30 protein-coding genes are annotated in these 25,829 nt (G+C 58.1%); 19 read left to right on the plus strand and 11 right to left on the minus strand.

Annotated features, from left to right (window positions below; translation table 11 throughout):
• Nucleotides 1–159: 159 nt before the first annotated feature.
• The 5 genes from QMX98_RS00745 to rarD all read left to right on the plus strand — a co-directional run bounded on the left by QMX98_RS00745 (nt 160) and on the right by rarD (nt 4,102).
• Nucleotides 160–606: a DUF411 domain-containing protein gene (locus tag QMX98_RS00745; RefSeq protein WP_010460685.1), complete on the plus strand. Its 447-nt coding sequence runs from the start codon at nt 160–162 to the stop codon at nt 604–606.
• Nucleotides 606–1,040: a YqaA family protein gene (locus QMX98_RS00750; RefSeq protein ID WP_282410045.1), complete on the plus strand. Its 435-nt coding sequence runs from the start codon at nt 606–608 to the stop codon at nt 1,038–1,040. Before QMX98_RS00745 ends, QMX98_RS00750 begins: the two co-directional genes overlap by 1 nt.
• 85 nt (nt 1,041–1,125) lie before the next feature.
• Nucleotides 1,126–2,151: an alpha/beta hydrolase gene (locus QMX98_RS00755; RefSeq protein WP_083376640.1), complete on the plus strand. Its 1,026-nt coding sequence runs from the start codon at nt 1,126–1,128 to the stop codon at nt 2,149–2,151.
• A gap of 13 nt (nt 2,152–2,164) precedes the next feature.
• Nucleotides 2,165–3,118, plus strand: coding sequence for a D-2-hydroxyacid dehydrogenase family protein (locus QMX98_RS00760; RefSeq protein WP_083376639.1), 954 nt, complete (start codon nt 2,165–2,167; stop codon nt 3,116–3,118).
• Between the two features lie 102 nt (nt 3,119–3,220).
• The gene (gene rarD, locus QMX98_RS00765; RefSeq protein ID WP_010460694.1) at nt 3,221–4,102 is read left to right on the plus strand and encodes an EamA family transporter RarD; all 882 of its coding nucleotides are present in this window, start codon (nt 3,221–3,223) and stop codon (nt 4,100–4,102) included.
• A 127-nt stretch (nt 4,103–4,229) separates the two neighbouring features.
• Here the strand turns inward: rarD and hppD are convergent, their stop codons facing one another.
• On the minus strand, nt 4,230–5,306 hold the full coding sequence (gene hppD / locus QMX98_RS00770) for a 4-hydroxyphenylpyruvate dioxygenase (RefSeq protein WP_010460695.1): 1,077 nt from the start codon (nt 5,304–5,306) through the stop codon (nt 4,230–4,232).
• A gap of 249 nt (nt 5,307–5,555) precedes the next feature.
• Nucleotides 5,556–6,494, minus strand: coding sequence for an EamA family transporter (locus QMX98_RS00775; RefSeq protein ID WP_282410046.1), 939 nt, complete (start codon nt 6,492–6,494; stop codon nt 5,556–5,558).
• Between the two features lie 78 nt (nt 6,495–6,572).
• On the opposite strand from QMX98_RS00775, the gene QMX98_RS00780 reads away from it, so the two are divergent.
• From QMX98_RS00780 to QMX98_RS00790, 3 genes are all read left to right on the plus strand, one after another.
• Nucleotides 6,573–7,445: a LysR family transcriptional regulator gene (locus QMX98_RS00780; RefSeq protein ID WP_221106095.1), complete on the plus strand. Its 873-nt coding sequence runs from the start codon at nt 6,573–6,575 to the stop codon at nt 7,443–7,445.
• A 116-nt stretch (nt 7,446–7,561) separates the two neighbouring features.
• Nucleotides 7,562–9,094 carry an EAL domain-containing protein gene (locus QMX98_RS00785; RefSeq protein ID WP_282410047.1) on the plus strand — a complete coding sequence of 511 codons (1,533 nt, stop codon included), beginning with the start codon at nt 7,562–7,564 and terminating at the stop codon, nt 9,092–9,094.
• Nucleotides 9,095–9,326: 232 nt separating this feature from the next.
• On the plus strand, nt 9,327–9,689 hold the full coding sequence (locus QMX98_RS00790) for a histone-like nucleoid-structuring protein, MvaT/MvaU family (protein WP_077747869.1): 363 nt from the start codon (nt 9,327–9,329) through the stop codon (nt 9,687–9,689).
• 176 nt (nt 9,690–9,865) lie between these two features.
• On the opposite strand, the gene QMX98_RS00795 is transcribed toward QMX98_RS00790, so the two are convergent.
• Nucleotides 9,866–10,390, minus strand: a complete 525-nt coding sequence (locus tag QMX98_RS00795) for a DUF4946 domain-containing protein (protein WP_077747746.1) — start codon at nt 10,388–10,390, stop codon at nt 9,866–9,868.
• Between the two features lie 145 nt (nt 10,391–10,535).
• Here QMX98_RS00795 and gloA point away from each other — a divergent pair, with 145 nt between their 5' ends.
• Complete coding sequence (gloA, locus tag QMX98_RS00800) at nt 10,536–11,057, plus strand: lactoylglutathione lyase (RefSeq protein WP_282410048.1); 522 nt, start codon at nt 10,536–10,538, stop codon at nt 11,055–11,057.
• 131 nt (nt 11,058–11,188) lie between these two features.
• Here gloA and ahpF read toward each other — a convergent pair whose 3' ends face one another.
• From ahpF to QMX98_RS00815, 3 genes are all read right to left on the minus strand, one after another.
• Nucleotides 11,189–12,751, minus strand: coding sequence for an alkyl hydroperoxide reductase subunit F (ahpF, locus tag QMX98_RS00805; RefSeq protein WP_077747745.1), 1,563 nt, complete (start codon nt 12,749–12,751; stop codon nt 11,189–11,191).
• A 123-nt stretch (nt 12,752–12,874) separates the two neighbouring features.
• Nucleotides 12,875–13,438 (minus strand): alkyl hydroperoxide reductase subunit C, encoded by a 564-nt coding sequence (ahpC, locus tag QMX98_RS00810; RefSeq protein ID WP_010460707.1) that lies wholly within the window; start codon nt 13,436–13,438, stop codon nt 12,875–12,877.
• A 150-nt stretch (nt 13,439–13,588) separates the two neighbouring features.
• Nucleotides 13,589–14,527, minus strand: a complete 939-nt coding sequence (locus QMX98_RS00815; protein ID WP_282410049.1) for a site-specific integrase — start codon at nt 14,525–14,527, stop codon at nt 13,589–13,591.
• Nucleotides 14,528–14,705: 178 nt separating this feature from the next.
• On the opposite strand from QMX98_RS00815, the gene QMX98_RS00820 reads away from it, so the two are divergent.
• A complete protein-coding gene (locus QMX98_RS00820; RefSeq protein WP_010460711.1) occupies nt 14,706–15,725 on the plus strand; it encodes a DNA-binding protein in 1,020 nt (339 codons plus the stop codon).
• On the opposite strand, the gene gorA is transcribed toward QMX98_RS00820, so the two are convergent.
• Both gorA and galU read right to left on the minus strand, forming a co-directional pair.
• Nucleotides 15,722–17,080 (minus strand): glutathione-disulfide reductase, encoded by a 1,359-nt coding sequence (gene gorA, locus QMX98_RS00825; RefSeq protein ID WP_102594163.1) that lies wholly within the window; start codon nt 17,078–17,080, stop codon nt 15,722–15,724. The genes QMX98_RS00820 and gorA overlap by 4 nt on opposite strands.
• A gap of 132 nt (nt 17,081–17,212) precedes the next feature.
• A complete protein-coding gene (gene galU, locus QMX98_RS00830) occupies nt 17,213–18,052 on the minus strand; it encodes a UTP--glucose-1-phosphate uridylyltransferase GalU (protein ID WP_010460715.1) in 840 nt (279 codons plus the stop codon).
• A 258-nt stretch (nt 18,053–18,310) separates the two neighbouring features.
• On the opposite strand from galU, the gene QMX98_RS00835 reads away from it, so the two are divergent.
• Complete coding sequence (locus QMX98_RS00835; protein WP_010460717.1) at nt 18,311–18,499, plus strand: hypothetical protein; 189 nt, start codon at nt 18,311–18,313, stop codon at nt 18,497–18,499.
• A 139-nt stretch (nt 18,500–18,638) separates the two neighbouring features.
• Nucleotides 18,639–18,920: a hypothetical protein gene (locus tag QMX98_RS00840; RefSeq protein WP_010460719.1), complete on the plus strand. Its 282-nt coding sequence runs from the start codon at nt 18,639–18,641 to the stop codon at nt 18,918–18,920.
• 11 nt (nt 18,921–18,931) lie between these two features.
• Here QMX98_RS00840 and QMX98_RS00845 read toward each other — a convergent pair whose 3' ends face one another.
• Together QMX98_RS00845 and QMX98_RS00850 are read right to left on the minus strand one after the other, a co-directional pair.
• On the minus strand, nt 18,932–19,162 hold the full coding sequence (locus tag QMX98_RS00845; protein WP_010460721.1) for a hypothetical protein: 231 nt from the start codon (nt 19,160–19,162) through the stop codon (nt 18,932–18,934).
• A 72-nt stretch (nt 19,163–19,234) separates the two neighbouring features.
• Nucleotides 19,235–19,591, minus strand: coding sequence for a hypothetical protein (locus tag QMX98_RS00850; protein ID WP_083376633.1), 357 nt, complete (start codon nt 19,589–19,591; stop codon nt 19,235–19,237).
• 212 nt (nt 19,592–19,803) lie between these two features.
• Between QMX98_RS00850 and QMX98_RS00855 the strand changes: the two genes are divergently transcribed.
• The 6 genes from QMX98_RS00855 (at nt 19,804) to ada (ending at nt 23,479) form a co-directional block, all read left to right on the plus strand.
• Nucleotides 19,804–20,106, plus strand: a complete 303-nt coding sequence (locus QMX98_RS00855) for a DUF1883 domain-containing protein (protein WP_007946189.1) — start codon at nt 19,804–19,806, stop codon at nt 20,104–20,106.
• Nucleotides 20,107–20,135: 29 nt separating this feature from the next.
• Nucleotides 20,136–20,312: a hypothetical protein gene (locus tag QMX98_RS00860; RefSeq protein ID WP_010460725.1), complete on the plus strand. Its 177-nt coding sequence runs from the start codon at nt 20,136–20,138 to the stop codon at nt 20,310–20,312.
• A 137-nt stretch (nt 20,313–20,449) separates the two neighbouring features.
• Nucleotides 20,450–20,956 (plus strand): methylated-DNA--[protein]-cysteine S-methyltransferase, encoded by a 507-nt coding sequence (locus QMX98_RS00865; RefSeq protein WP_282410050.1) that lies wholly within the window; start codon nt 20,450–20,452, stop codon nt 20,954–20,956.
• Complete coding sequence (locus QMX98_RS00870) at nt 20,953–21,657, plus strand: 2OG-Fe(II) oxygenase (RefSeq protein WP_154504839.1); 705 nt, start codon at nt 20,953–20,955, stop codon at nt 21,655–21,657. The genes QMX98_RS00865 and QMX98_RS00870 overlap by 4 nt, the downstream gene beginning before the upstream one ends.
• Nucleotides 21,647–22,327, plus strand: a complete 681-nt coding sequence (alkB, locus tag QMX98_RS00875) for a DNA oxidative demethylase AlkB (protein WP_282410051.1) — start codon at nt 21,647–21,649, stop codon at nt 22,325–22,327. Before QMX98_RS00870 ends, alkB begins: the two co-directional genes overlap by 11 nt.
• Before the next feature lie 87 nt (nt 22,328–22,414).
• A complete protein-coding gene (gene ada / locus QMX98_RS00880; protein WP_282410052.1) occupies nt 22,415–23,479 on the plus strand; it encodes a bifunctional DNA-binding transcriptional regulator/O6-methylguanine-DNA methyltransferase Ada in 1,065 nt (354 codons plus the stop codon).
• On the opposite strand, the gene QMX98_RS00885 is transcribed toward ada, so the two are convergent.
• A complete protein-coding gene (locus tag QMX98_RS00885) occupies nt 23,480–24,463 on the minus strand; it encodes an MDR family oxidoreductase (protein ID WP_282410053.1) in 984 nt (327 codons plus the stop codon).
• 237 nt (nt 24,464–24,700) lie between these two features.
• On the opposite strand from QMX98_RS00885, the gene QMX98_RS00890 reads away from it, so the two are divergent.
• Entirely contained in the window at nt 24,701–25,765 is a 1,065-nt protein-coding gene (locus QMX98_RS00890) for a nitronate monooxygenase (protein ID WP_221106103.1), read from the plus strand.
• The last annotated feature ends 64 nt before the right edge of the window (nt 25,766–25,829 follow it).

Here is a 25,829-nt window from a genome sequence, read left to right on the forward strand (position 1 = left end):
CCCCCCGCCCCGCCCCCCCCCCCCCCCCCCCCCCCCCCCCCCCCCCCCCCCACGACAGCTTGGCGTACCTGTATTACTTCGAAACAACCTCGTATCTCTTCCCGGCAAAAAATGGTCAAAATGCATCTTTTTTGGCCGCAACCCGAGACGATATCCCCCATGCGAATCCACCTGCGTCTGGTCGCCCTGAGCGCCCTTTTTATCTCCTCCATGGCCCAGGCCGCCGACCTGGTCCCGATCGAAGTCCACCGTGACGCCAACTGCGGCTGCTGCAAAAAATGGATCAGCCACCTCGAGGCCAACGGCTTCAAGGTTGAAGACCACGTCGAATCCAACATGAGCGAATTCAAGCAGCAGCACGGCGTGCCTCCACGCCTGGCGTCCTGCCACACCGGCCTGATCAACGGCAAATTCGTCGAAGGCCATGTGCCTGCGGATCAAGTCCTGGCCTTGAGCAAACGCAATGACCTGCTGGGTGTTGCGGCACCGGGCATGCCTATGGGTTCGCCGGGCATGGAAATGGACGGCATGAGCGATGCCTATCAAGTGATCGGCCTGAAAAAGGACGGCACTGATGTGGTGGTGGCGGACTACCCGGCCCATTGATGGGTGGCGCCTACATCGGGCTGTTCTTCGCGGCGTTCGGTGCCGCGACCTTGCTGCCGTTGCAGTCCGAAGCGCTGCTCGTGGGGCTGTTGCTCAGCGAACAGTATTGGCTATGGTTGCTGCTGGCCGTCGCGACGCTGGGTAATGTCCTCGGTTCGGTGGTGAATTGGTGGCTCGGCTGTCGCATCGAGCGGTTTCGCGACCGGCGCTGGTTTCCGGTCAGCCCGCGCCATCTGGAACAGGCCCGAAAACAATATCAACGCTATGGTCATTGGTCATTGCTGCTGAGTTGGGTGCCAATCATCGGTGACCCGCTGACGTTGGTGGCCGGCGTCATGCGCGAGCCGCTTGGGCGGTTCCTGCTGATCGTGACGCTCGCCAAAGGTGCTCGTTATGGCGTGCTGGCCCTGGCCACGCTCGGCTGGATCGGTTGAACGATCGGCGGCGGCGATTGCCTGTCTTTAATGTCGCCCTAATCATGCCGATCCAGCATCGGCGGGTTTTCTATGGAGTTCACCCATGTCCCTTCCCCTCTCCCGTTGGCTGCCCGGCCTGTTTCTGACCGCTGCACTGCCTGTTCTCGCTCACGCCGAAGGCCCGGAATACGGGCCGGAACTGCAAGGGTTCGAGTACCCGTATACGGTCAAGCACTTCTCGTTCGAGTCCCAAGGCAAATCCTTGCAGATGGGTTACATGGACGTCGCCGCCCACGGCAAGGCCAACGGGCGCAGCGTGGTGTTGATGCATGGCAAAAACTTCTGCGGCGCCACTTGGGACAGTTCGATCAAAGCCCTGAGCGAAGCCGGTTACCGGGTGATTGCGCCGGACCAGATCGGTTTCTGCACCTCCAGTAAACCGGACAACTATCAGTACACATTCCAGCAACTGGCGACCAATACCCAGCAACTGCTCAAAGCGCTTGGCATCCAGAAGTCCAGCGTACTCGGGCACTCCACCGGCGGCATGCTCGCCACACGCTATGCGTTGCAATACCCCGATCAGGTCGAGCAACTGGCGCTGGTCAATCCCATTGGCCTGGAAGACTGGAAAGCCCTTGGCGTGCCCTATCGCACCGTCGATCAGTGGTACGAGCGCGAACTCAAGCTCAGCGCCGACGGCATCCGCACCTATGAACGCAACACCTATTACGGTGGCCGCTGGAAGCCTGAATTCGATCGCTGGGTCGATATGCTTGCCGGCTTGAACAAAGGCCCGGGGCACACGCAGGTGGCCTGGAACTCGGCGTTGATCTACGACATGATCTTCACCCAGCCGGTGTACTACGAGTTCAAGGACCTGAAGATGCCGACGCTGTTGCTGATCGGCACGTCCGACACCACGGCCATCGGCAGTGACATTGCCTCCCCGGAGGTCAAGGCCAGGCTCGGTCATTACGACGTGCTCGGCAAGCAAGTGGCAAAGTTGATTCCGCAGTCCACACTGGTTGAATTCCCCGGCATGGGCCACGCGCCGCAGATGGAAGAACCGGCGAAATTCCACCAGGCATTGCTCGACTGGCTGAACAAAACCAATCCCGTGCGTTAATGAGGTAAGGCTGATGGCGGTGCAGATTGCGGTGATCGATGATTGGCAGGACGTGGCCCGTGACGTGGTCGACTGGTCAGTGCTGGACAGCCTCGGCGAGGTGAGTTTCATCCATGATTACCCCGCCGACAACGCAACCCTGGCGGAGCGTCTGGGTAAATTCGAAGTGATCTGCGTAATGCGCGAACGCACCCGCTTCGATGAAGATCTTCTGCGCCAATTGCCGACACTCAAGCTGCTGGTCACCGGTGGTATGCGTAATGCTGCGCTGGATCTCAAGGCCGCTGCGGCACTGGGTATCCAGGTCAGTGGCACCGACAGCTACAAACACGCCGCTCCAGAACTGACCTGGGCGTTGATAATGGCCGCGACCCGCAATCTCGTGGCCGAAGCCAATGCCTTGCGCGCCGGGAAATGGCAGCAAGGCCTGGGCGGCGACTTGCACGGCAAGACACTGGCGATCCTCGGCCTTGGCAGCATCGGCCAACGGGTCGCGCAGTTCGGTCAGGTGTTCGGGATGCGGGTGATCGCGTGGAGCGAAAACCTCACGGCCGAACGTGCCGCTGAAGTGGGCGTGACCTATGTTAGCAAGCAGGAACTGTTCGAGCAGGCCGATGTGCTGTCAGTTCATCTGGTGCTCAGTGATCGCAGCCGGGGATTGGTCGACGCCCAGGCGCTGGACTGGATGAAACCCTCGGCGCTGCTGGTCAACACCGCCCGCGGACCGATTGTCGATGAGGCTGCGCTGATCAAGGCCTTGCAAAAGAATCGACTCGCGGGGGCGGCACTGGATGTGTTCGACATCGAGCCATTGCCGGTGAATCATCCGTTCAGAACGCTGGACAACGTGTTGGCAACGCCGCATGTCGGGTACGTCAGCCAACAGAACTACCATCAGTTCTTTTCGCAAATGATCGAGGACATTCAAGCGTGGTCGGCGGGTGAGCCGATTCGCCTTCTGAGCTAGGACCGAAGCGCCGCTCTCGCACTCGATCGATGTTGGTCAATACTGAACGTGAAAACCACGTATCCTCTGCGCCCGTTTCACGTTCAACCTCGCGAGGGCAGTTTGTCTAAAGGTATCGCTTTATCGGTCTCGGCCTCGGTGCTGTTTGCCGTCATGTATTACTACACCTCGCTGCTCACCCCCTTGAGCGGCGTGGAGATTTTCGGCTGGCGCATGCTGCTGACCGTGCCGTGCATGACCGTGTTCATGATGGTGTCCGGCGAATGGAAACGCGTGGTCGAGATTTTTCGGCGCATCGCCGGGAATCGCAAACTGATCGCCGGCCTGATCGCCTCCTCTGCCCTGCTCGGCGTGCAGCTTTGGCTGTTCATGTGGGCGCCGCTCAACGGCTACAGCCTGGATGTGTCGCTCGGCTATTTCCTGTTGCCGCTGACCATGGTCCTGACCGGGCGGATCGCCTATGGCGAGCGCCTCTCGTATCTGCAAAAAATCGCCGTGGTGCTGGCCTGCCTTGGGGTGATCAACGAGGTGTATCAGGTCGGTGGTTTTTCCTGGGCAACCTTGCTGGTCTGCATCGGCTATCCCTTGTATTTCATCCTGCGCAAGCGCCTGGCCGCCGACAACCTTGGCGGTTTATGGCTGGACATGGCGTTGACGCTGCCGGTGGCGTTCTGGTTCGTGCAGAGTGGCGAACAGGGTTTCGGCGTGTTTGATCAACACCCGTGGTTGTCGCTGCTAATCCCGATACTCGGAGTGATCAGCGCGTCGGCGCTGGTGGTCTACATCATCGCCAGCCGGTTGTTGCCGTTCAGTCTGTTCGGGCTGTTGAGTTATGTAGAACCGGTGTTGCTGCTGGGCGTTGCGTTGCTGCTTGGGGAAAGCATCAAGCCCGGGGAATGGTTGACTTATATTCCGATCTGGCTGGCGGTGGTAGTGCTGGTGTTTGAAGGGTTCAAGCACCTGGTTCGGCATCGCAAACCTTAAGCCCTACACAAAACCAAATGCAGGAATGAGCCTGCTCGCGATAGCTATCTTTCAGTCAACAATGATGTTGAATTTGACGACGCTATCGCGAGCAGACTCACTCCTACAGTTTTAGCGGTGAAGCGGCTTAATCGGTGGCGAGTACACCGCGGCGAACCTGATCACGCTCGATCGATTCGAACAGTGCCTTGAAGTTGCCTTCGCCGAAACCGTCGTCGCCTTTACGCTGGATGAATTCGAAGAACACCGGCCCCATCAGGGTTTCCGAGAAAATCTGCAGCAACAGACGCTTGTCGCCCGACTCGGACGAACCGTCCAGCAGGATCCCACGCGATTGTAGCTGATCGACCGGCTCACCGTGGTTCGGCAGGCGGCCTTCGAGCATTTCGTAGTAGGTTTCCGGTGGCGCGGTCATGAAGCGCATGCCGATGCTTTTCAGGTGATCCCAGGTCTTGATCAGATCATCGCTGAGGAAGGCCACGTGCTGGATGCCCTCACCGTTGAACTGCATCAGGAACTCTTCGATCTGCCCGGCGCCCTTGGACGATTCTTCGTTCAGCGGGATGCGGATCATGCCGTCCGGCGCGGTCATGGCCTTGGAGGTCAGGCCGGTGTATTCGCCCTTGATGTCGAAGTAACGGATCTCACGGAAGTTGAACAGCTTCTCGTAGAAGTTGGCCCAATACGCCATGCGACCGCGATACACGTTGTGGGTCAGGTGATCGATGATTTTCAGACCGGCGCCGACCGGGTTGCGGTCAACACCTTCGATGAACACGAAGTCGATGTCGTAGATCGAGCTGCCTTCACCAAAACGGTCGATCAGGTACAGCGGCGCGCCGCCAATGCCTTTGATCGCCGGCAGGTTCAGTTCCATCGGCCCGGTTTCGATGTGGATGGGCTGGGCGCCGATTTCCAGCGCGCGCTTGTAGGCCAGTTGCGAATCCTTGACGCGGAACGCCATACCGCACACCGACGGGCCGTGCTCGGCCGCGAAGTACGAAGCAACGCTGTGCGGTTCGTTGTTGAGGATCAGGTTGATCTGGCCCTGGCGATACAGGTGCACGTCTTTGGAGCGATGGGTCGCGACCTTGGTGAAGCCCATGATCTCGAAGATCGGCTCCAGGGTGTTCGGAGTCGGCGATGCGAACTCGATGAACTCAAAGCCCATCAGGCCCATTGGGTTTTCGTATAAATCTGCCATTTTGGCGCCTCATCATTTTTTAGAATTAACGGAACGTTAGTTGCTAAGAATGCTGAAGCCGGCGGGTGGCGCGCAGGAGATGCCCCGCACGCTGCGGGCGAGGAAGTCACCGTAGATCAATTGAAACCCAAAACTTTTCATTGTCGACCCAAGGCTGATGCGGGCGAGGCTTCTGCTGGCAGAAGACGATTATTATTGTATGCGTAACCCGATTCTACACAGCGTAAATAGGTTTGTCCGCCTTCTGTATCAAATCCCCTTTTTCCCTGCTCGCGCAAGGGGTTTGTTGCACAGGAAAATCCCCGCGAGAATCAGCCCGCCTCCCAGGCACATCGTCAGCGTCAACTGCTCGCCCAACAGTAACGCGCCGAGGATCACCGCCGTCAGCGGATTCAGGGCAATGAACACCCCCGAACGTGTCGCGCCGATTTGGCGAATGCCATCGTAATAGCCGATGTAGGCCAGCGCCGAGCCCAATACACCCAGGTACATCAGGCTCATCCATTGCTGCGGACCGAGGCTCATGAGCGCGCTAACACTCAGTTCACCCCGTATCGCACTTGCCACCCACAGCATCAGGGTGCCGAGCAGAATCGAATACGCCACCGTCTGCACCGGCCCCAGCGAGTGGTTCAGTTCTTTGGAGAACAGCGAGTAAATCCCCCAGCCGAGCACGCAGCCGAAAATCAGCAGGTCACCGATCCACGCGTCGGCGTTGTCGACCAGTAACTGCGGGTTGCGACTGACGATCACCAGACTCGCCCCGGCGATACAGATCGCGATCCCGATAACCTTCGCCCGACTCAAGCGCTCCTTGAACAGCAGCCACGACGCCAGTCCGATCACGGCGGGATTCAGCGCCACAATCAATGACGCACGCGATGCATTGATGTAATGCAGTCCATAAAAGAAGCACAGGTTGTAGAAGAAGATGCCGAAGAACCCCAGTAGGGCGAGTTGCAGCCACTGCCTGGGGCTCGGCTTCGCCAGTGGTACGCGGGCCAGCAGCAAAAACAGCAGCAATGCCACGCTGGCCAGGAGGAATCTGAGGCTGGCGGCGAACAATGGACTGAGGCTGTCCGCGAGAAACCGGCCAGCCACGAACGTCCCGCCCCAAATCATGGTGACGGCGGCGAGTTTCAAATAAACCGGCACATCCGATGAGGTTGTTTGCGCGTAAGCATTCATGAGGTGCAAGGACTTCAGTCAGGGAAGATGACGTATCATTTGACTAATGCATGATCATCGTAAAATGAGTAAAGACTCATGACCTTGACACAACTCGAGATTTTTTCGCTGGTCGCCGAACTGCGCGGGTTCACGGCGGCGGCCAATCGGCTGGGGATCTCCCAATCGGCGGTGTCGCATGCCTTGAAGTCGCTGGAACAGGAATTGGGTGTCGAGTTGTTCCGGCGCCACCAGTCCCAAGTCGAGCCGAGCGACATCGGCCTACAGCTCTTGTCGCGCGCCCGGGCCATGCTCGGGTTGGCCAACACCTTGCGCCAGGAAGCCGCCGACGCTCGCGGGATGAAGCGCGGCACCCTGCGCATCGGCTCGTTCGGCCCCACCTCATCGATCAAACTGCTGCCACAGATCCTGGCGCACTACCGCGCCGCTCACCCCGGTATCGAAGTGCACATCGACGAAGGTCCGGACCGGCAGATTATCCAGTGGCTGGAAGAACGACGAATCGATATCGGTTTCGTGGTGCTGCCCGAAGATCGCTTCGATACCTTCAGGCTGATCGAAGACCGGATGGTCGCGCTGTTGCCCTCCGATCACCCGCTGACCGGTCGCGACAGCCTGAGTTTGAGCGACTTGTGTCACGACCCGTTCGTGCTGACCGAAGCCGGGTCTTCGGAGCTGGTTTCACGGCTGTTCACGGCTGCCCGGCTGACACCGAACATCCGTTATCGCTGCTCGCAGCTGCTCAGCACCCTCGACACCGTAGGCCGAGGCGATGCCGTGACCGTGGTCGCCGAAGGATCGTTGCCCGACGACAACGACAGCCGCTACGTGAAAAAACCGCTGTCTCCATCCGTCAATCGGCAGGTAGGTCTGGCGGTGCTCGACCAGCGTCAGTCGTCGCCCGCAACGCTGGCGTTTATCCAAATGGCTTCAAACCTTGACTATCGTTGACCGGCATAAGTACCGACAGCCATCTATCATGCCCAATACCTGAACTCTTTTTTGGGAGGCGTGCCGTTGTCCTCCCTGCATTTGAGAGCCGTATCCCTTCGTCACAGGCTTTGTGAATGCCACTAAACGCCAAGACCCACAAACGCGGCAAACGAATGGCTGTAACCGTTTTGAGCGGGGTACTCCCGGTGCTGTTGGGGGTTGTCATTCTCTATATGCAGGCCGAGCGTGCGCTCAAGCAGAGCACCGAGCTGACGGCCGAAGAAGCCATCCGCCAATTCGAACTGATGCTCGACCGTAACGCCCAGGCGGCACGAGAACTGCTGCCGCTGGCCGGCCAAAGCTGCAAAGACGTCAAATTGGCCCTGCGTGAACAGGTCACCCGCGGTCCATTCGTGCGCGCGACGAATCTGGTGTGGGACGACAGCATTTATTGCAGTTCTTTGTTCGGTGACTACCACGAAAAGCTCAGTGCCGGCGACTACTCCAAAGGCCGGTTGCTACTGATGAAAGGCAACATGGTCACGCCTGACACTGCGATACTGGTGTATCGACTGGGCGAAGGAAAACAGGGCGCTTTAAGTACGCTGGACGGTTATCACCTGAGCAACGTGCTGCGCATGATTGGTCGCAAGACGATCCTATTGCTGCAAGTCGGTCCCAACTGGATATCCGCCGACGGCAAGGTTCACGATGTCGCCCTTCCCGTCCCGCCCGTAGCCGAAAGCAAACTGACGTCCACGCGTTATGGCTTTACGGTCGCAGCCGGTTTCCCCGAGGGTGAAACCTGGCGCTACATGAACAGCGAGTACCCACCGCTGTTCAGTTTGCTGATCTTCTTCGGCGTGGTCTCGGGCGCAATCGGACATGTCCTGCAAAAACGCTCGTCGTCCCCCAGCCATGAAATGCAGCGTGCGCTGGAGGCAGGTGAGTTTGTTCCGTACTTTCAGCCCGTGGTGCATGGCGATACTAAAACCTGGTCCGGCGCCGAGGTGTTGATGCGCTGGAATCACCCGAAGGAAGGCCTGGTACGCCCGGACCTGTTCATTCCTTTTGCCGAGCATTCCGGGTTGATCGTGCCAATGACCCGCTCGTTGATGCGACACACCGCGGCGCTGTTGGCGCCTGCCGCTGCTTCGTTCGATGGGCCATTTCACATTGGCATCAACATCACCGCCAGTCATTGCAAGGACTTGGACCTGGTCGAAGACTGCCGGGAGTTTCTCAGTGCCTTCGCACCAGGGGCCATCCACCTGGTGCTGGAATTGACCGAGCGCGAACTGATTGAACCAACGGCCATTACGCACCTGCTGTTCGAGCAGCTTCGCACCTTGGGCGTAATGATCGCTATCGATGACTTTGGCACAGGTCACTCAAGCCTCGGTTATCTGCGTCAGTTCAATGTGGACTTTCTGAAAATCGATCAGAGTTTTGTCGCGATGATCGGCGTTGACGCGCTTTCCCGGCACATTCTGGACAGCATTATCGAATTGTCGGCCAAGCTTGATCTGGGCATCGTCGCCGAAGGCGTGGAAACCGAGGAGCAAAGTGACTATCTGGCCGCACACGGCGTGAACTTTCTGCAAGGTTATTTGTTCGGTCGACCGATGCCAGGAGCCGAATTCATTAATGCATTAAGGCACCATTAACCTGCGGTTTAAGCGACGAGGAAACGAAGCAGCGCACCAAATTGAATCAAAAGACTACTGTAGTTACATGAAGAAAAAGACAGGATTTACTCTTGGCCAATTAACTACTACAATTTTTCATGCCTGCGCAAGATTGGCAGGTGAGCCACTATCACCGAGTCGCTTCAAGGCTCTTGGCTTATAGCTTTGTTTGCGGTTGGTATCAGCCAAACACACTATTGGAGTAATGAATTTGTCCAGACTCGCTGAATTTCGTGCCGCTGAAAAGGCCCTTCAAGAACAGCTCAAGCAGCTGGAATCGCTGAAGAATGATGCCGGGCTCAAGAAAGAAATCGAATTCGAAGAAAAGCTCCAGGGGCTGATGAAAACCTACGGCAAAAGCCTGCGCGACATCATCGCCATCCTCGATCCGAACCCGGCAAAATCCGGTCTGCAGGCAGCAGCCCCTAAAACCCGTCGCGCCCGCGTGGTCAAGGTTTATCACAACCCGCATACCGGTGAGCTGATTGAAACCAAGGGCGGCAACCACCGTGGCCTGAAAGCCTGGAAGGAACAATACGGTGCCGCCACCGTAGATTCCTGGCTGCGAGGCTAAGCACTCGCCGTGATAAACAAGCCCTGCCAATGCAGGGCTTTTTTTATGGCCGGCCTCTCAATGCAACGAAGGGAGTCGTTCAACTCGCTACTTGCCGACTAAACTTTATGCTTAATCCGTTTGGGTATCTAAAGATTTCAGATCGCGCTGAAATCTGCAGTCACGCAAACCCGCAACTAAAGTTTCAAGCTGTTACGAGCCGCCGCAATTTCATCCTCACTTGCCTTATAAGCCTCGGCCTGCCCCGCGTAGGAAAGAACATAGGCCTTATCGGCATCCACCGCTGCGACCAATGTTTGCGACAGCACATGTCGACCATTCTGCGTAATCGTGCAGGTAGTTTCCAATCCCGATAAGCGGCTCAAGGTCGCCGGATGAATTTTGTTGCAGACACTTTGATAGCCGCCTTGAAAGAAGTCCTTCTGCACCGACTTGCGCATTTCCAGCAGCACACCCTCAAGATTGACCTGATGACCGCTTTCTACTTGAGTCATGGTCAATTCCATCACCATTACCGGCGTGCCGCCTTGGTCGACTTTCACCGCGCGCTGTCGGGAAACCCCTGGTTTGGCATCATCTTGCGGAACGGCTTCCACCTCCCAGCCCTTCGGCCAGGTCACCACCGGTGCATCCGCTTGAGCGCTGGCGACACCTGACAACAGGAAAATCAGGACCCACGTCGATTTACAGAATCGGATCATTGCAATGAGCACTCACGGATTGAACCGTAAAGTCTGAGCCTCACCCGTCCGTCAGGCAATAGCAGACTCTTAGCGTTTGGTGATGTCCCAGCCCTTGCGTATCATTGTCGCCATTCGTTAGCCCCACTTATTTTCCGGAGGGCCCATGAGCCTGCACGAATTGAACACTTTCCCCGGCGTGACCGCTCAACCTGGCACCGCCACCCAGAAGTTCGTCTTCAACCACACCATGCTACGGGTCAAGGACATCACCAAGTCCCTGGATTTCTACACGCGCATCCTGGGTTTTTCGCTGGTGGAAAAGCGCGACTTCCCGGAAGCCGAGTTCAGTCTGTATTTCCTGGCGCTGGTTGATAAAAACCAGATTCCGGCCGACGCCGCCGCCCGTACCGAATGGATGAAATCGATCCCCGGCATTCTCGAACTGACCCACAACCACGGCACCGAAAACGACGCGGATTTCGCCTACCACAACGGCAACACCGACCCGCGCGGCTTCGGCCATATCTGCATCTCCGTGCCGGACATCCGTGCGGCGTGCGAACGTTTCGAAGCGCTGGGCTGCGATTTCCAGAAACGCCTGAACGACGGGCGCATGAAGAGCCTGGCCTTTATCAAAGACCCGGATGCGTACTGGGTCGAGATCATCCAACCGGCACCGATGTAAAACATTCGCTGCCAAGCTCTGTGTGGAATTCAGCCCGGTAGGCGTTACCACGCAGAGCGTGGGAACGATCAGTATCACGCACACAAAAACCCCATGATCGCTCATGGGGTTTTGTGTTTCAGCGTTGGTGTCTAAGCCGGCGCGGAGGTGCGGATCAGGTGATCGAATGCGCTCAGCGAAGCCTTGGCGCCCTCGCCCACTGCAATCACGATCTGCTTGTACGGCACGGTGGTGACGTCACCGGCAGCAAACACGCCCGGCATCGACGTTTCACCACGGGCATCGACGATGATCTCGCCGCGAGGCGACAGCTCGATGGTGCCTTTGAGCCAATCGGTGTTGGGCAGCAAACCGATCTGCACGAAGATCCCTTCCAGCTCTACGTTACGCAGCTCGTCAGACTGACGATCCTTGTAACGCAGGCCATTGACCTTCTGACCGTCGCCCAACACTTCAGTGGTTTGCGCACTGGTGATCACAGTGACGTTCGGCAGGCTGTGCAACTTGCGCTGCAAGACCGCGTCGGCGCGCAGTTGTACGTCAAACTCCAGCAATGTGACGTGGGACACGATGCCCGCCAGGTCGATGGCCGCTTCGACGCCGGAGTTACCGCCGCCAATCACCGCCACGCGCTTGCCTTTGAACAGCGGACCGTCGCAGTGCGGGCAGTACGCCACGCCTTTGTTGCGGTATTGCTGCTCGCCCGGGACGTTCATTTCACGCCACCGCGCACCGGTCGCGAGGATCACGGTCCTGGCTTTCAGGGTCGCGCCACTGGCGAAATGGACCTCGTGCAACTCACCGTTCTTGCCCGGCACCAGTTTGTCGGCGCGTTGCAGGTTCATGATGTCGACGTCGTATTGCTTGACGTGTTCTTCCAGCGCTACTGCCAGTTTCGGGCCTTCGGTTTCCTGCACGGAGATGAAGTTCTCGATGGCCATGGTGTCGAGCACCTGCCCACCAAAACGCTCAGCCGCCACACCGGTGCGAATGCCTTTACGAGCAGCGTAGATCGCTGCCGAAGCACCGGCCGGGCCACCGCCGACGACCAATACGTCAAAGGCTTCCTTGGCGCTGATTTTCTCGGCCTGGCGCTCGATGCCGCTGGTGTCGATCTTGGCGAGGATTTCTTCCAGGCCCATGCGGCCCTGGCCGAAGTTCACGCCGTTGAGGTAAATGCTTGGCACGGCCATGATCTGACGATCATCGACTTCGGCCTGGAACAACGCGCCGTCGATGGCGACGTGGCGGATGTTCGGGTTCAGTACCGCCATCAGGTTCAGCGCCTGGACCACGTCCGGGCAGTTCTGGCAGGACAGCGAGAAGTAGGTCTCGAAGCTGAACTCGCCTTTGAGCGAACGGATCTGTTCGATCACTTCGACACTGGCCTTCGAAGGGTGACCGCCCACTTGCAGCAAGGCCAGCACCAACGAAGTGAATTCATGGCCCATCGGGATGCCGGCAAAACGCAGGCTGATATCGGCACCCGGGCGATTGATCGAGAACGATGGCTTGCGTGCATCGTCACCGTTATCTAACAAAGTAATCTGGCTGGAAAGACTGGCAACGTCTTTCAGGAGTTCGAGCATTTCCTGGGATTTCGCACCGTCGTCGAGGGAAGCAATGATCTCGATCGGCTGGGTGACCCGTTCCAGGTACGATTTCAACTGGGCTTTAAGATTGGCGTCCAACATACGGGCGATTTCCTTTTACTTGAGACGAAAAAAAACGCCCGAGCGAATCTCGCCCGGGCGTTTTTGAGGGCGGTTGCAGCTTACTGAGGTGCGGAAACCCGCCCTGATAGTGCTTTCACAGACTTAGATCTTGCCGACCAGGTCCAGGGACGGAGCCAGAGTGGCCTCGCCTTCTTTCCACTTGGCTGGGCAAACCTGGCCTGGGTGAGCAGCGACGTACTGGGCAGCCTTGATTTTGCGCAGCAGCTCGGAAGCGTCACGGCCAACGCCGCCATCGTTCAGTTCAACGATTTTGATCTGGCCTTCAGGGTTGATCACGAAGGTGCCACGGTCAGCCAGGCCAGCGTCTTCGATCAGCACGTCGAAGTTGCGGGAGATGGCGTGAGTCGGGTCGCCGATCATGGTGTACTGGATTTTGCCGATGGCTGGCGAAGTGTTGTGCCAGGCAGCGTGGGCAAAATGGGTGTCGGTGGAAACGCTGTAGATCTCGACGCCCAGTTTCTGGAACGCGTCGTAGTTGTCAGCCAGGTCTTCCAGTTCGGTCGGGCAAACGAAGGTGAAGTCGGCTGGGTAGAAGAACACGACAGACCACTTGCCTTTCAGGTCAGCGTCCGACACTTTTACGAAGTCGCCATTTTTGAAGGCGTCAGCTTTGAACGGTTTAACTTGGCTGTTGATGATAGGCATCGATGACTCTCCGTCAGGGTTGAAAAGTTTGGTTGAGAAGTTGATGGGGTGAATCCTACCCACTCGATCGCCGCCTGGCTCATTGGCAAAGCTCATGCTGCTGATTGGTTTTCGCTATTAGCGGACAGTATTAATAGAAGAAAACGGTATCTAGCTCACCAATGGCTTTTCAGCGACTCGCGCCATCCCGAGAAACGGGCTGACTTCAACATAGCGCATGGCTGACTTCACATCCTTCCAACCCACATAACTCATCAACGATTTCAGATCCCAACCACTCTGATGGGCCCAACTGGCAAAGCCGCGGCGCAGGGAATGGCTGGTGTAGTGGTCCGCCGAAATGCCGGCACGTTCCAAGGCCTGGCGCAACAAAGGGATCACGCTGTTGGCGTGCAAGCCCTCCTCGCTCAAGTGACCCCAGCGGTCGATTCCGCGAAACACCGGCCCGCGGACCAGCGCAGCTTCCGTGATCCATTGAATGTAGGCGTTCACCGGGCAGAGGCGCTGCAGGGCCGGGGTCTGGTAAGTCTTGCCGAGGTTTTCGCGATCACTCTTGCTGCGGGGCAGGTAGAGGGTGATGCCTGAACTGGCGATCGCCTGTACGTGTTCGATTTGTACGCGGCACAATTCATCACTGCGAAAGCCACGCCAGAAGCCCAGCAAGATCAGCGCGGTGTCACGTTTGGCGCGAAGCAATCCTGGCTGATCGTTTTGCGCCTTGGCGGTTTTGGCCTCCTGCTCCAGCCATGCCACCACTTGCTCCAAATGCTGAAGCTGCAATGGCTCGGCCTGTTTCTCCTGGGCCGGGTGCAGCGCCCGTATGCCCTTGAAGACCTTGCGCACCACCGGCGACTTGGTGGGGTCGGCGAATCCCTGGCTGTTATGCCACTGCGCCAGCGCTGACAAACGCAACTTCAACGTATTGATCGACAGCACGCCCGCATGGGCCACCAGGTAACGCGCCACGCTGTCGCTCGTCGCAGGCAGGAAACCACCCCAACTGACTTCGAAATGCTCGATGGCTGCCCGGTAGCTGCGACGCGTGTTGTCGCGGGTGGCGGCTTGCAGGTAGCGATCCAGATCGGTCATGGGCTTATCTCTCGAAAATGTACCGCTTTGGTGAAGTAAAACATGTAATACGGCGTATCACGCGGGGTAATACCAGTATATCCCGCCTCAATAACTTACATTTTTTATCTTTTTATTGATGATGGTACACTGCGTACTTTAGTGGCATGTACCACAGTACGAAATCGTAGGAGAAGACATGGCTCGTGGCGGCGTAAACAAAGCAGTGGTGCAGGCGGCACGGTTGGCAATCCTTGCCCGTGGCGAAAACCCCAGCATCGATGCAGTACGGATCGAGATGGGCAATACCGGCTCAAAAACCACCATTCACCGCTATTTGAAGGAGCTGGACGACGGCAGCGAGCGCGCTGAAACGCCCTCTGAACCCATCGATGATGAGCTCGCAGGCTTGGTCGCGCGTCTGGCGCAGCGCCTCAAGGAGCAGGCGCAAGAACCCATCGACCAGGCACGCACGCAATTCGATCAGCAACGGAAGGAACTGGAAATCCAGCTGACTGAAGCCCGGCAAGCCAACACTGAACTGCACCAGCAATACGAAATTCAAAGCCTTGCCCTGACTCAAGAATCCGAAGCACTGCACGAAACCCGCGCCATGCTGCAGACCGAGCAAACCCGCAACGCCGGATTGAACCAGGCACTGGCCGATTTCGATTTACGCTTGCAAGACAAGGATGTGCAGATCCGCTCACTGGAAGAAAAGCACCTGCACGCACGCGATGCACTGGAACACTACCGCAACGCCATCAAGGAACAGCGCGAGCAGGAACAGAGCCGCCACGAAGGCCAGTTGCAACAGATTCAGATGGAATTGCGCCAGGCCCAGCAAAGCGCATTGGTGCGTCAGGACGAAATCACACAATTGCACCGCGACAACGAGCGCCTGCTCACTGAGAACCGTGGAACGCTACGCGAACTTGGGCTGCTACAGGAGCAACTCAAACACACCCACAGCCGCCAGGATCAACTGCTGGAGCAGGTCAACCGCATCGACAGTGAACGCACCCTCCTCCAGGAACGCTTGCGTGCCGCACTGTTGGAAAGTCAGTCGCTCAAGCAAAGCGTCGACGAGCAGTCGCAGATAAACAAAGCGCTGGAAATCGATTTGCTCAAGACTCGGGCGAGCCTCGACGAAAGCCTGCGCCTGGCCGCTGTCATTGCAACAGCGCCAGACGCATCAGAGAGTGAAAAGAGCGATTAACCGGCAACCGGCGTGCGCATGGTGACGAACTCTTCGGCGGCAGTAGGATGCACGCCGATGGTTTCGTCGAAATCGCGCTTGGTCGCACCAGCCTTCAAGGCAATCGCCAAGCCCTGAACGATCTCACCGGCATCAGGCCCGACCATGTGGCAACCCAAAACCTTATCGGTCTTGGCATCGACCACCAACTTCATCAGCGTGCGCTCCTGGCACTCGGTCAGGGTCAGCTTCATCGGCCGGAAACGGCTTTCGAAAATCTGCACCTCGTGGCCAGCTTCGCGCGCATCTTCCTCGCTCAAGCCGACAGTGCCAATGTTTGGCAGGCTGAACACGGCGGTCGGGATCATCTTGTAATCCACCGGACGATATTGCTCAGGCTTGAACAAGCGACGCGCCACGGCCATGCCCTCAGCCAAAGCGACGGGGGTCAGCTGGACACGGCCGATCACATCGCCAAGCGCCAGAATCGACGGCTCCGCAGTCTGATACTGATCATCGACCGCGATGAAACCTTTCTTGTCGAGTTTGACGCCGGTATTTTCCAGCCCGAGGTTGTCGAGCATCGGCCGGCGACCGGTGGCGTAGAACACACAATCCGCTTCCAGCTCGCGACCATCCTTGAGCGTCACCTTCAGGCTGCCATCGGACTGTTTATCGATGCGCTCGATGTCGGCGTTGAATTGCAGGTTCATGCCGCGCTTGGTCAGCTCCTCCTGCAAATGCTTGCGTACCGCACCGTCGAAGCCGCGCAGGAACAGCTCGCCGCGATACAACAACGTAGTGTCGGCGCCCAGCCCGTGGAAGATCCCGGCGAATTCGACAGCGATGTAACCGCCGCCCACCACCAGAACGCGCTTGGGCAACTCTTTGAGGAAGAACGCCTGGTTGGAACTGATCGCGTGTTCATGCCCCGGAATCTCCGGGATCTGCGGCCAGCCACCGGTCGCAATCAGGATGTTTTTAGCGGTGTGACGCTCGCCATTGATTTCGACGGTGTTCGGGTCGACGATCTTGGCGTGGCCTTCATGCAAGGTCACACCGCTGTTGACCAGCAAGTTGCGGTAAATGCCATTCAGGCGATTGATCTCGCGATCCTTGTTGGCGATCAGCGTCGCCCAGTCAAACTTCGCTTCACCCAACGTCCAGCCAAAGCCCGAAGACTGCTCGAAGTCTTCGGCGAAGTGCGCGCCGTAGACCAGCAATTTCTTCGGCACGCAGCCGACGTTCACGCACGTACCACCCAGGTAACGACTTTCAGCCACAGCCACTTTCGCGCCAAAACCGGCAGCGAAACGCGCAGCCCGTACACCGCCGGAACCGGCGCCAATCACATAAAGGTCAAAATCGTAGGCCATTTTCAATCTCCTCGGCAGGCAACCAGCATACCCGCAGACGTCCGTTGGGCAAGCGCTGCAAGCGATATCGGGGGGCGGCAAATGAAAAAGCCACCCGAAGGTGGCTTTTCAATACAAGCAGGTCAAGCGCTATCAGTAAGCCTTGCCAGTCTTGTAGAAGTTCTCGAAGCAGAAGTTGGTCGCGTCGATGTAGCCTTCAGCGCCACCGCAGTCGAAACGCTTGCCTTTGAACTTGTAAGCCATGACGCAGCCGTTCTGGGCTTGCTTCATCAGGGCGTCGGTGATCTGGATTTCACCACCCTTGCCTGGCTCGGTTTGTTCGATCAGGTCGAAGATGTCCGGCGTCAGGATGTAACGACCGATGATCGCCAGGTTCGACGGTGCATCTTCAGGCTTTGGCTTCTCGACCATGCTGTGAACACGGTAGATGTCATCGCGGATCATCTCACCGGCAATCACGCCGTACTTGTGAGTTTCTTGCGGGTCGACTTCCTGGATGGCAACGATCGAGCAGCGGAACTGCTTGTACAGTTTGACCATCTGGGTCAGTACGCCGTCGCCTTCGAGGTTGACGCACAAGTCATCCGCCAGCACCACGGCGAACGGTTCGTCGCCGATCAGTGGGCGACCGGTCAGAATCGCGTGGCCCAGGCCTTTCATTTCGGTCTGGCGGGTGTAGGAGAACGAGCAGTTGTCGAGCAGCTTGCGGATGCCGACCAGGTACTTCTCTTTGTCGGTGCCCTTGATCTGGTTTTCCAGCTCGTAGCTGATGTCGAAGTGGTCTTCCAGGGCGCGTTTGCCGCGACCGGTGACGATGGAGATTTCAGTCAAACCAGCGTCCAGTGCTTCTTCGACGCCGTACTGGATCAGTGGCTTGTTTACCACCGGCAGCATTTCTTTGGGCATGGCTTTAGTCGCTGGCAGGAAGCGAGTACCGTAACCGGCTGCTGGGAACAAGCATTTCTTGATCATATAAGTCCTTGAAAGGGCTGTGTGTACGAGTTTCGGCGCAGTCTAATCAGGCGGCGTGCACCTTACAATGCCCCGCGCTGGCTAACCGATGCCATCATAGAGAAATATTCCCGCGGATAGTTCAATCCACATTTTCACGCGGTCAAATCAGCGTAGCTCAAAGAGGCCGACAAACTCGACCACCATACGCTTATCGTCCCCCAATGCGAGCATTTGCCGGTATCATGGCGACTTTGAACCAGTGAACGAGACAGATAGATGACCGTAGCAAAAATCATCAACGGGTACACGGTCGACAAAGGAAAAGATGGCCAGTGGCACATTACCGCCGCCAATGGCGAAGATGTTTCCGGGCCGTTACCCAGCGAAGCGATGGCGGTTGAAGTGGCGTCGGTGCTTGACTACACCCCCCCCGCGCCGAAGCGACGCGGCAAGAGTCAGGACTGATATCCTGCGGCACTCGCTGAGCCCTGCCATTGAGCAGGGCTTTTTTGTGGCCAGGTACAAACAAGTGGCCATTCGCTATAACCTTTTGCTGCCTGCGCTGTCACAGGCTTAGCCCCATCATCCTGACGACGACAACGACATGACTAAATTTTTGCCCCTGATTGCAATCCTGGCCCTGAGCGGCTGCGCCACTTCCGAGAAAATGTACCTGAACAACGGAGAGCAAGGCCTGGCAATCGACTGCTCCGGCGAAGCCAACTCCTGGGCCACGTGCTATGAAAAAGCCGATGCCTCTTGCGCGGGGACCGGCTACCGGATCGTCGGCACCGACGGATCGCCTTCCACCAAGGAAAGCGACAAAACCCTGGGGGTCGATGTCGGCAACTTCAAGAACCGCAGTGTCGTGGTGGTCTGCAAGTAGGGCGCCCTGCCCTACATGTGAATTTCCGCAAATTTGATTCCGAGACCACGCACGGTCTCGATCAAATCGTCGAGACGAGCAAACGACTCGACCTCATCGTTATCATCCACCAGAAAATAGCTGCGCCCGGCGCTCTTCTTGAAAAACACGATCCATTCCCCCGGGTTCGCGGGATTTTGAATGACGTGGGTGGCAGAGATCAGTCCCTCTGCATGGCGTTCCTGTACCTGCTCTCGCTTCATGCTCGACTCCAGAAAAGACAATGCCGCCAAAGCATGACTTTGACGGCATCGGTGTGAACGGTGGCTAGTCTATCAGCCGGAAATGCAAGCGTTGGCGGCTTTCTGCACGTCTTTAGGACGCACCGGCACATTGGACATACGCTCATGCAGCTTTATACCACTGCCACCCGAACGGTCTTCGATGTCGAACACGGCTGCCGGGGCCGATGAGAATTTCGCCGGCACGATGACGCGCATCCCGTCCTTGGTTGACTCCAGTTGCAGGGCGCCACGACTGTCGGCCAGTTTTTCGACCAGGCATTGCGCGTATTCATTGGGCTTTTTGCCTGAGATCACGTTCATGGTAGGCAACGTCTCATTAATCTCCGAGACATTCGCACAGCCACTCATCACCAATGCCAACGGCAAGGCCAACACACCCCACTTCATACAAAACCTCCGATAAAGACCCTCCGACAGCACAAATGCTGATTTTCTCCGAGGCTCGCTGCGTTTATCGCTCATAGAATTCCGAATAACTGTTTTTAATTGTCAAAGCGAACCTCGACGACCGGATAATAACCTGTTCGGGCTGATAAACTGCGCCAATCGCCCATGCTATCGTTTTGATTTTGTAGAAAAAGCCCTTCTGGAGGCGCCTCATGAAATTTATCCACCAGCGCGAGCACCTCAACGAAGACGACATCGTCGTCATCCAGTGCTCCCAAACATGCAACATCCGCTTGATGAACGACGCCAACTTCCGCAGCTTCAAGAACGGCGGCCGTCACACTTACCACGGCGGTGCGTTCGATACTTTCCCGGCCCGGATTACTGCACCGAGCACCGGTTTCTGGAACATCACCATCGATACGGTCAACCGCCGTCCGATCAGCGTGACCCGCAAACCGACCCTGACGCACTCGATCAAGATCATCCGTCGCTCCAGCACGAAACTGAGCTGAGTGACGCTCCCACACGAATAAAAGCAGGTATGACCGTGGCCCAAACGACCAAGTACGTCATCAAATACAAACTCAACGGCGAACGCCGCTTCGAATTTGCCCAGCTCGAAAAAGGCACTGAAGAAGAAGCCAAAGCTGCGCTGGACGCCATTCATGGTTCGAGCGACGACGTCATCAGCGACATTGCCGTCAGCAAAGCACTGTAACGCGACCCGGCACCCGGAGCGACAACAAGGACGTCATGCTCCGCGCCCGTCTTGAATTCGACCGCAAGCGCCGGAGTGTTCACTCCCTTGGCGCCCCTTAGACTGGCCACCTCGACCTTTGGTTAAGGAGTCAGAACATGTCTACCTCCCCGATTCGCTACATCAGCGGCACTTCCAGCCTAGGCGTCTTGTTGCTGGCGTTCAGCGCCGAGGGCCTGTGCGCGTTGCTGCTCGGTGAAGACTTGATCTCGCTCGAACGCGATCTGGCGCGGCGCTTCCCTGGCCCGCCACCGCCGCAGCGCGATGAAGGTTTGATGCCGGCCCTGGAGCAAACCCTGCGCCACCTCGAAAACCCACACACCGCACTCGATCTCCCACTGCACCTGAGCGGCAGCGTATTTCAACGGCGAGTCTGGGAAGTCCTGCGGAAAATCCCCGTCGGTGAAACCGCCAGCTACCGTGATATCGCCCAGCGTCTGGGTCAGCCCAGCGCTTCCCGGGCGGTAGCGAATGCCTGTGGGGCCAACCCGGTGGCCGTTATCGTGCCTTGCCATCGGGTGCTGCGCCAGGACGGCAGCCTCGGCGGTTATCGCTGGGGACTGGAGCGCAAACGGCAGTTGCTGGATCGCGAGGCTCAGCGATGAGCGAGCAAACCTTCGATGCGCTGGACTGGGCAGCCCTGGGGCAACAAATCGATCAGGATGGCTGCGCTGTCATCAAGTCGCTGTTGAGTGCGCAGGCGTGCGATGACGTCAGTGCGCTCTATACCCAGTCAGCGCCCTTCCGCTCTCAAGTGATCATGGCGCGACACGGTTTTGGCCGTGGCGAGTACAAGTATTTCAACTACCCCTTGCCGGACACAGTCGCCCGCTTGCGCCGTGCGCTCTACCCTCGACTGGTGCCGATCGCCAACCGCTGGTATGAATGCATGGACTTGCCAACCCGTTTCCCCGCAACCCACGAAGCATTTCTGCAACGCTGCCATGCCGCCGGTCAGGAACGCCCAACTCCGTTATTGCTGCAATATGGCCCGCAGGACTACAACTGTTTGCACCAGGATCTGTACGGCGAACACGTGTTCCCGCTGCAGGTGGCGATTCTTCTGTCGGAACCGGACGAAGACTTTACCGGCGGTGAGTTTGTGCTAACCGAACAACGCCCGCGGATGCAGTCACGCCCGCAGGTGATCCGCCTGAAGAAAGGCGATGGTCTGATCTTTGCTGTGAGCCAGCGACCGGTCAAAGGCGTTCGCGGCTATTACCGAGTGACCATGCGTCACGGCGTAAGTCGCCTGCACAGCGGAAAACGGCATACCCTTGGAATCATCTTTCACGATGCGTTATGACCCCATGAGCCCGACCACTTTCGATCTTTTTGCCGATGCCGAACCCGAGCAGGAGCCCAGACGTGAGCAGATCGGTGAACAGTCCTTCGTCTTGCGCGGCTATGCCCTACCCCGGCTCGATCGATTGTTGCCAGCACTTGAAGCCGTTCTGGCGGCCGCTCCGTTTCGGCAGATGGTCACGCCCGGCGGCTTTACCATGTCGGTGGCCTTGAGCAGTTGTGGCACCTGGGGCTGGACCACCGACCGCAGCGGCTACCGGTATACGCGCAATGACCCACAGACCGGACGCCCCTGGCCCGAGATGCCCGACGTGTTTTTCGAACTGGCACAAGCGGCGGCACGGGAAGCGGGATTTGCCGGGTTTGCCCCTGACTCCTGCCTGATCAACCGCTATGTCCCCGGGGCCAAGATGTCATTGCACCAGGACAAGAACGAAGGTTCCTACGCCGCACCGATCGTGTCGGTGTCATTGGGATTGCCGGCCATGTTCCTGTTCGGCGGGTTTGAACGAAGCGATAAAAGCCAGCGTGTACCGTTGCTGCATGGCGATATCGTGGTCTGGGGTGGCGTCGATCGTTTGCGTTATCACGGCGTGCTGCCGATCAAGGACGGCCATCACCCGCGCCTGGGTGAACAACGGATCAACTTCACCTTTCGAACCGCCGGATGAAGCCCTCGAATTCAACCGCAAGACTCGGAGTGCTGTGGTGTCGGGGGCTTGTTAATCTGAAAAAAACGGGGCAACGGACATGAAACCATGACAACTCATTCGACCAGGATTGCCACCGAGGACGATCCTCGCTGGGCCGCCGTCGTTGCACGGGATCCCGGTGCCGACGGGCAGTTTGTCTACGCCGTGAAAACCACCGGAATCTATTGCCGCCCCAGCAGCCTGGCGCGCTTGCCGAAACCGCAGAATGTCGAATTTTTCGACACGGCAGAACAAGCCCTGGCGGCGGGCTATCGTCCCAGCAAACGGGCCACGAAGGATCAAAGCGATGTCGCCGCACAACACGCCGCAACCGTCGCTGTCGCCTGCCGCCACATCGAATCCGCCGAAAATCCGCCTGCGTTAAGTGAGCTGGCGCAGGCAGCGGGCCTGAGCAGCTTCCATTTCCACCGCGTGTTCAAAGCCGTGACCGGGCTGACACCCAAGGGGTACGCCACCGCCCATCGTTCCCGCAAAGTGCGCGAACGCCTGGCCGACGGCGGCTCAGTCACCGACGCCCTGTATGACGCCGGTTTCAACTCCAACAGCCGCTTCTATGAATCGGCCGATAAACTGCTGGGCATGAAGCCGGGGGATTACCGTGCGGCGGGCCAGAACAACGACATTCGTTTTGCCGTTGGCCAGTGTTCCCTGGGGGCCATTCTGGTGGCGCAAAGTGAACGCGGTGTTTGCGCGATCCTGCTGGGGGATGATCCGCATCAACTGGTTTGCGATCTGCAGGACAAGTTTCGGCGTGCGAATCTGATTGGCGCCGATCACGCGTTCGAGCAGTTGATTGCCAAGGTTGTCGGTTTTATCGAAGCCCCGGCAATTGGCCTGGATTTGCCGCTGGACGTGCGCGGCACCGCTTTTCAAGAGCGGGTCTGGCAGGCGCTGCGGGAGATTCCTTCAGGCAGCACCGCCAGCTACGCCGATATCGCTCAGCGTATCGGCGCGCCCAAAGCCGTGCGCGCCGTGGCTCAGGCCTGCGGCGCGAACAGTATTGCAGTGGCGATCCCGTGCCACCGCGTGGTGCGCAGCGACGGCAACCTCTCGGGCTATCGCTGGGGTGTCGAGCGCAAGCGTCAGTTGCTGGAACGCGAAACCGTGTAATCAGCGATTCACATCGACCACCACCCGCCCGCGCAATTGTCCGGCGAGCAAGCGCGGTGCGGCATCGATGGCTTCGCTCAAGCCGATTTCATGGCTGATCAGTGGCAGCAACGCGAAGTCCAGATCCTTGGCCAGCCGATTCCAGGCTTCCATCCGCTTGGCTTTGGGCTGGGTCACGCTGTTGATCCCGGCCAACGTCACGCCACGCAAAATGAACGGCGCGACGGAGGCAGGGAAATCCATGCCTTGTGCAAGACCACAGGCGGCGACCGTGCCATTGGCCTTGGTGCTGGCGCAGGCGTTGGCCAGCGTGTGGCTGCCGACCGAGTCGATCACCGCCGCCCAGCGTTCCTTGGCCAGCGGTTTGCCCGGCTCGGACAGAGTGACGCGATCAATGATCTCGCTGGCGCCCAGTTGCTTGAGGTAATCGTGCTCGGCGGTGCGGCCCGTGGACGCTACGACTTTATAGCCAAGCTTGCTCAGCAGCGCGATGGCGAAACTGCCTACGCCGCCGTTGGCCCCGGTGACCAGGACTTCGCCCTGCTCAGGCGTGACACCATTATGTTCCAGCGCCAGGATGCACAGCATCGCCGTGTAACCGGCCGTGCCGATTGCCATGGCTTGAGCCGCGGTGAATTCCTTGGGCAGCGGGATCAGCCAGTCGCCCTTCAGACGTGCTTTTTGGGCGAGCCCGCCCCAGTGCCCTTCGCCTACGCCCCACCCATTGAGCAAGACCTGGTCACCGACCTTGTAGTCCGGATGCCCGCTGACTTCGACCGTACCGGCCAGGTCGATCCCCGGCACCATGGGGAATTTCCTGACCACCGGGCTGCTGCCGGTGATCGCCAGGCCATCCTTGAAGTTCAACGTGCTGTACGCGACCCGCACTGTCACATCGCCCTCGGGCAGTTGATCGTCATTGATCTCTTGCAGTGTGGCCCGGTAACCGCTGTCGTCTTTGTCGATCAAAATACCTTTGAACATCATTGCCTCTCAATGCAATCGATCCGGTTGTGGGGGCATTGAAATACCACAAAGAAACATCTCGCCGTACAAGACTTTAGCCAAACCTACGATGCACCGAGCGCTACCATGACGTGCGGTTACGCCTTTTTTTAAGGCCCTTGAATAACGGAAAACGTCCCGGATACAAAAGTCGACTGGCTCTGCATCAACCATTGCTGGTAAAAAACCGGTTCTATCCGCCGGAGAATCATTGAAATGAGCCAATGGCCAGACACCCGTATTCTTGACCTGCTCGGCATCGAACTGCCGATCATCCAGGCTCCTATGGCCGGCGCTACCGGCTCGGCCATGGTTATCGCCGCGAGTAACGCTGGCGGCCTGGGCTCGATGCCCGCGGCGATGCTGAGCATCGAGCAGTTGCGCGAAGAGCTGAAGACGATCCGCCAACAGAGCCAGCGTCCGTTCAATATCAACTATTTTTGCCATCAGCCCCCGGCTGCCGATGAGCAACGGGCTCGGGAATGGAAAAACCTTCTGGAACCGTATTATCGAGAACTGGGCGTCGATTTCGAGGCCCCCACACCGGTATCCAATCGCGCGCCGTTCGATAACGCCGCCTGCGAAGTGCTCGAAGAATTCCGTCCCGAAGTCGTGAGTTTTCACTTCGGCCTGCCGGAACAATCACTGCTGGATCGGGTAAAAGCCACCGGGGCGAAAATTCTTTCCTCGGCGACCACCGTCGAAGAAGCCGTCTGGCTGGAACAACATGGCTGCGACGCGATCATCGCCATGGGCTACGAGGCAGGCGGACATCGGGGAATGTTCCTCAGCGATGACTTGAGCAGTCAGGTCGGCACATTCGCCCTCGTGCCTCAGGTCGTCGATGCGGTGAAAGTGCCGGTGATTGCAGCGGGCGGGATCAGTGATGCGCGGGGGGTGGCGGCAGCTTTTCTGTTGGGCGCTTCGGCGGTGCAGGTGGGGACGGCTTACCTGTTCACGCCAGAGGCCAAGGTCAGCGCGTCTCACCACAAGGCGTTGCGCACGGCCAAGGAAAGCGAGACGGCGGTGACCAATCTTTTCACCGGCCGCCCAGCACGAGGAATCCTCAATCGGGTGATGCGCGAACTCGGCCCCATGAGCGATAAAGCCCCGGCCTTCCCGTTGGCCGGTGGTGCGTTGATGCCGTTGCGGGCCAAGGGCGAAGCGGATTTCAGCAATCTCTGGGCTGGGCAGGCATTCACGTTGGGCGTTGAAGTGAGTACGGCAGAGCTGACTCGGCGTTTGGCGGAGGAAGGTTTGGCCAAGTTGCTCCGTCGCTGAAGCACGCTGCTGTAGCCTGCTGCTCCAGGATCACGCAATTTCACAGACTCGGCTCCAACACATT

It is taken from the genome of Pseudomonas sp. PS02303 (assembly GCF_029959925.1).
Taxonomy (GTDB): Bacteria; Pseudomonadota; Gammaproteobacteria; order Pseudomonadales; family Pseudomonadaceae; genus Aquipseudomonas; species Aquipseudomonas mandelii.

Bases quoted from the DNA above. Each gene is read 5' to 3' on its own strand.
- QMX98_RS00745 (WP_010460685.1), top strand. From the start codon at position 160: ATGCGAATCCACCTGCGTCTGGTCGCCCTGAGCGCCCTTTTTATCTCC.
- QMX98_RS00750 (WP_282410045.1), top strand. From the start codon at position 606: ATGGGTGGCGCCTACATCGGGCTGTTCTTCGCGGCGTTCGGTGCCGCG.
- QMX98_RS00755 (WP_083376640.1), top strand. From the start codon at position 1,126: ATGTCCCTTCCCCTCTCCCGTTGGCTGCCCGGCCTGTTTCTGACCGCT.
- QMX98_RS00760 (WP_083376639.1), top strand. From the start codon at position 2,165: ATGGCGGTGCAGATTGCGGTGATCGATGATTGGCAGGACGTGGCCCGT.
- hppD (WP_010460695.1), bottom strand. From the start codon at position 5,306: ATGGCAGATTTATACGAAAACCCAATGGGCCTGATGGGCTTTGAGTTC.
- QMX98_RS00775 (WP_282410046.1), bottom strand. From the start codon at position 6,494: ATGAATGCTTACGCGCAAACAACCTCATCGGATGTGCCGGTTTATTTG.
- QMX98_RS00780 (WP_221106095.1), top strand. From the start codon at position 6,573: ATGACCTTGACACAACTCGAGATTTTTTCGCTGGTCGCCGAACTGCGC.
- QMX98_RS00785 (WP_282410047.1), top strand. From the start codon at position 7,562: ATGCCACTAAACGCCAAGACCCACAAACGCGGCAAACGAATGGCTGTA.
- QMX98_RS00795 (WP_077747746.1), bottom strand. From the start codon at position 10,390: ATGATCCGATTCTGTAAATCGACGTGGGTCCTGATTTTCCTGTTGTCA.
- gloA (WP_282410048.1), top strand. From the start codon at position 10,536: ATGAGCCTGCACGAATTGAACACTTTCCCCGGCGTGACCGCTCAACCT.
- ahpF (WP_077747745.1), bottom strand. From the start codon at position 12,751: ATGTTGGACGCCAATCTTAAAGCCCAGTTGAAATCGTACCTGGAACGG.
- ahpC (WP_010460707.1), bottom strand. From the start codon at position 13,438: ATGCCTATCATCAACAGCCAAGTTAAACCGTTCAAAGCTGACGCCTTC.
- QMX98_RS00815 (WP_282410049.1), bottom strand. From the start codon at position 14,527: ATGACCGATCTGGATCGCTACCTGCAAGCCGCCACCCGCGACAACACG.
- QMX98_RS00820 (WP_010460711.1), top strand. From the start codon at position 14,706: ATGGCTCGTGGCGGCGTAAACAAAGCAGTGGTGCAGGCGGCACGGTTG.
- gorA (WP_102594163.1), bottom strand. From the start codon at position 17,080: ATGGCCTACGATTTTGACCTTTATGTGATTGGCGCCGGTTCCGGCGGT.
- galU (WP_010460715.1), bottom strand. From the start codon at position 18,052: ATGATCAAGAAATGCTTGTTCCCAGCAGCCGGTTACGGTACTCGCTTC.
- QMX98_RS00835 (WP_010460717.1), top strand. From the start codon at position 18,311: ATGACCGTAGCAAAAATCATCAACGGGTACACGGTCGACAAAGGAAAA.
- QMX98_RS00840 (WP_010460719.1), top strand. From the start codon at position 18,639: ATGACTAAATTTTTGCCCCTGATTGCAATCCTGGCCCTGAGCGGCTGC.
- QMX98_RS00845 (WP_010460721.1), bottom strand. From the start codon at position 19,162: ATGAAGCGAGAGCAGGTACAGGAACGCCATGCAGAGGGACTGATCTCT.
- QMX98_RS00850 (WP_083376633.1), bottom strand. From the start codon at position 19,591: ATGAAGTGGGGTGTGTTGGCCTTGCCGTTGGCATTGGTGATGAGTGGC.
- QMX98_RS00855 (WP_007946189.1), top strand. From the start codon at position 19,804: ATGAAATTTATCCACCAGCGCGAGCACCTCAACGAAGACGACATCGTC.
- QMX98_RS00860 (WP_010460725.1), top strand. From the start codon at position 20,136: ATGACCGTGGCCCAAACGACCAAGTACGTCATCAAATACAAACTCAAC.
- QMX98_RS00865 (WP_282410050.1), top strand. From the start codon at position 20,450: ATGTCTACCTCCCCGATTCGCTACATCAGCGGCACTTCCAGCCTAGGC.
- QMX98_RS00870 (WP_154504839.1), top strand. From the start codon at position 20,953: ATGAGCGAGCAAACCTTCGATGCGCTGGACTGGGCAGCCCTGGGGCAA.
- alkB (WP_282410051.1), top strand. From the start codon at position 21,647: ATGCGTTATGACCCCATGAGCCCGACCACTTTCGATCTTTTTGCCGAT.
- ada (WP_282410052.1), top strand. From the start codon at position 22,415: ATGACAACTCATTCGACCAGGATTGCCACCGAGGACGATCCTCGCTGG.
- QMX98_RS00885 (WP_282410053.1), bottom strand. From the start codon at position 24,463: ATGTTCAAAGGTATTTTGATCGACAAAGACGACAGCGGTTACCGGGCC.
- QMX98_RS00890 (WP_221106103.1), top strand. From the start codon at position 24,701: ATGAGCCAATGGCCAGACACCCGTATTCTTGACCTGCTCGGCATCGAA.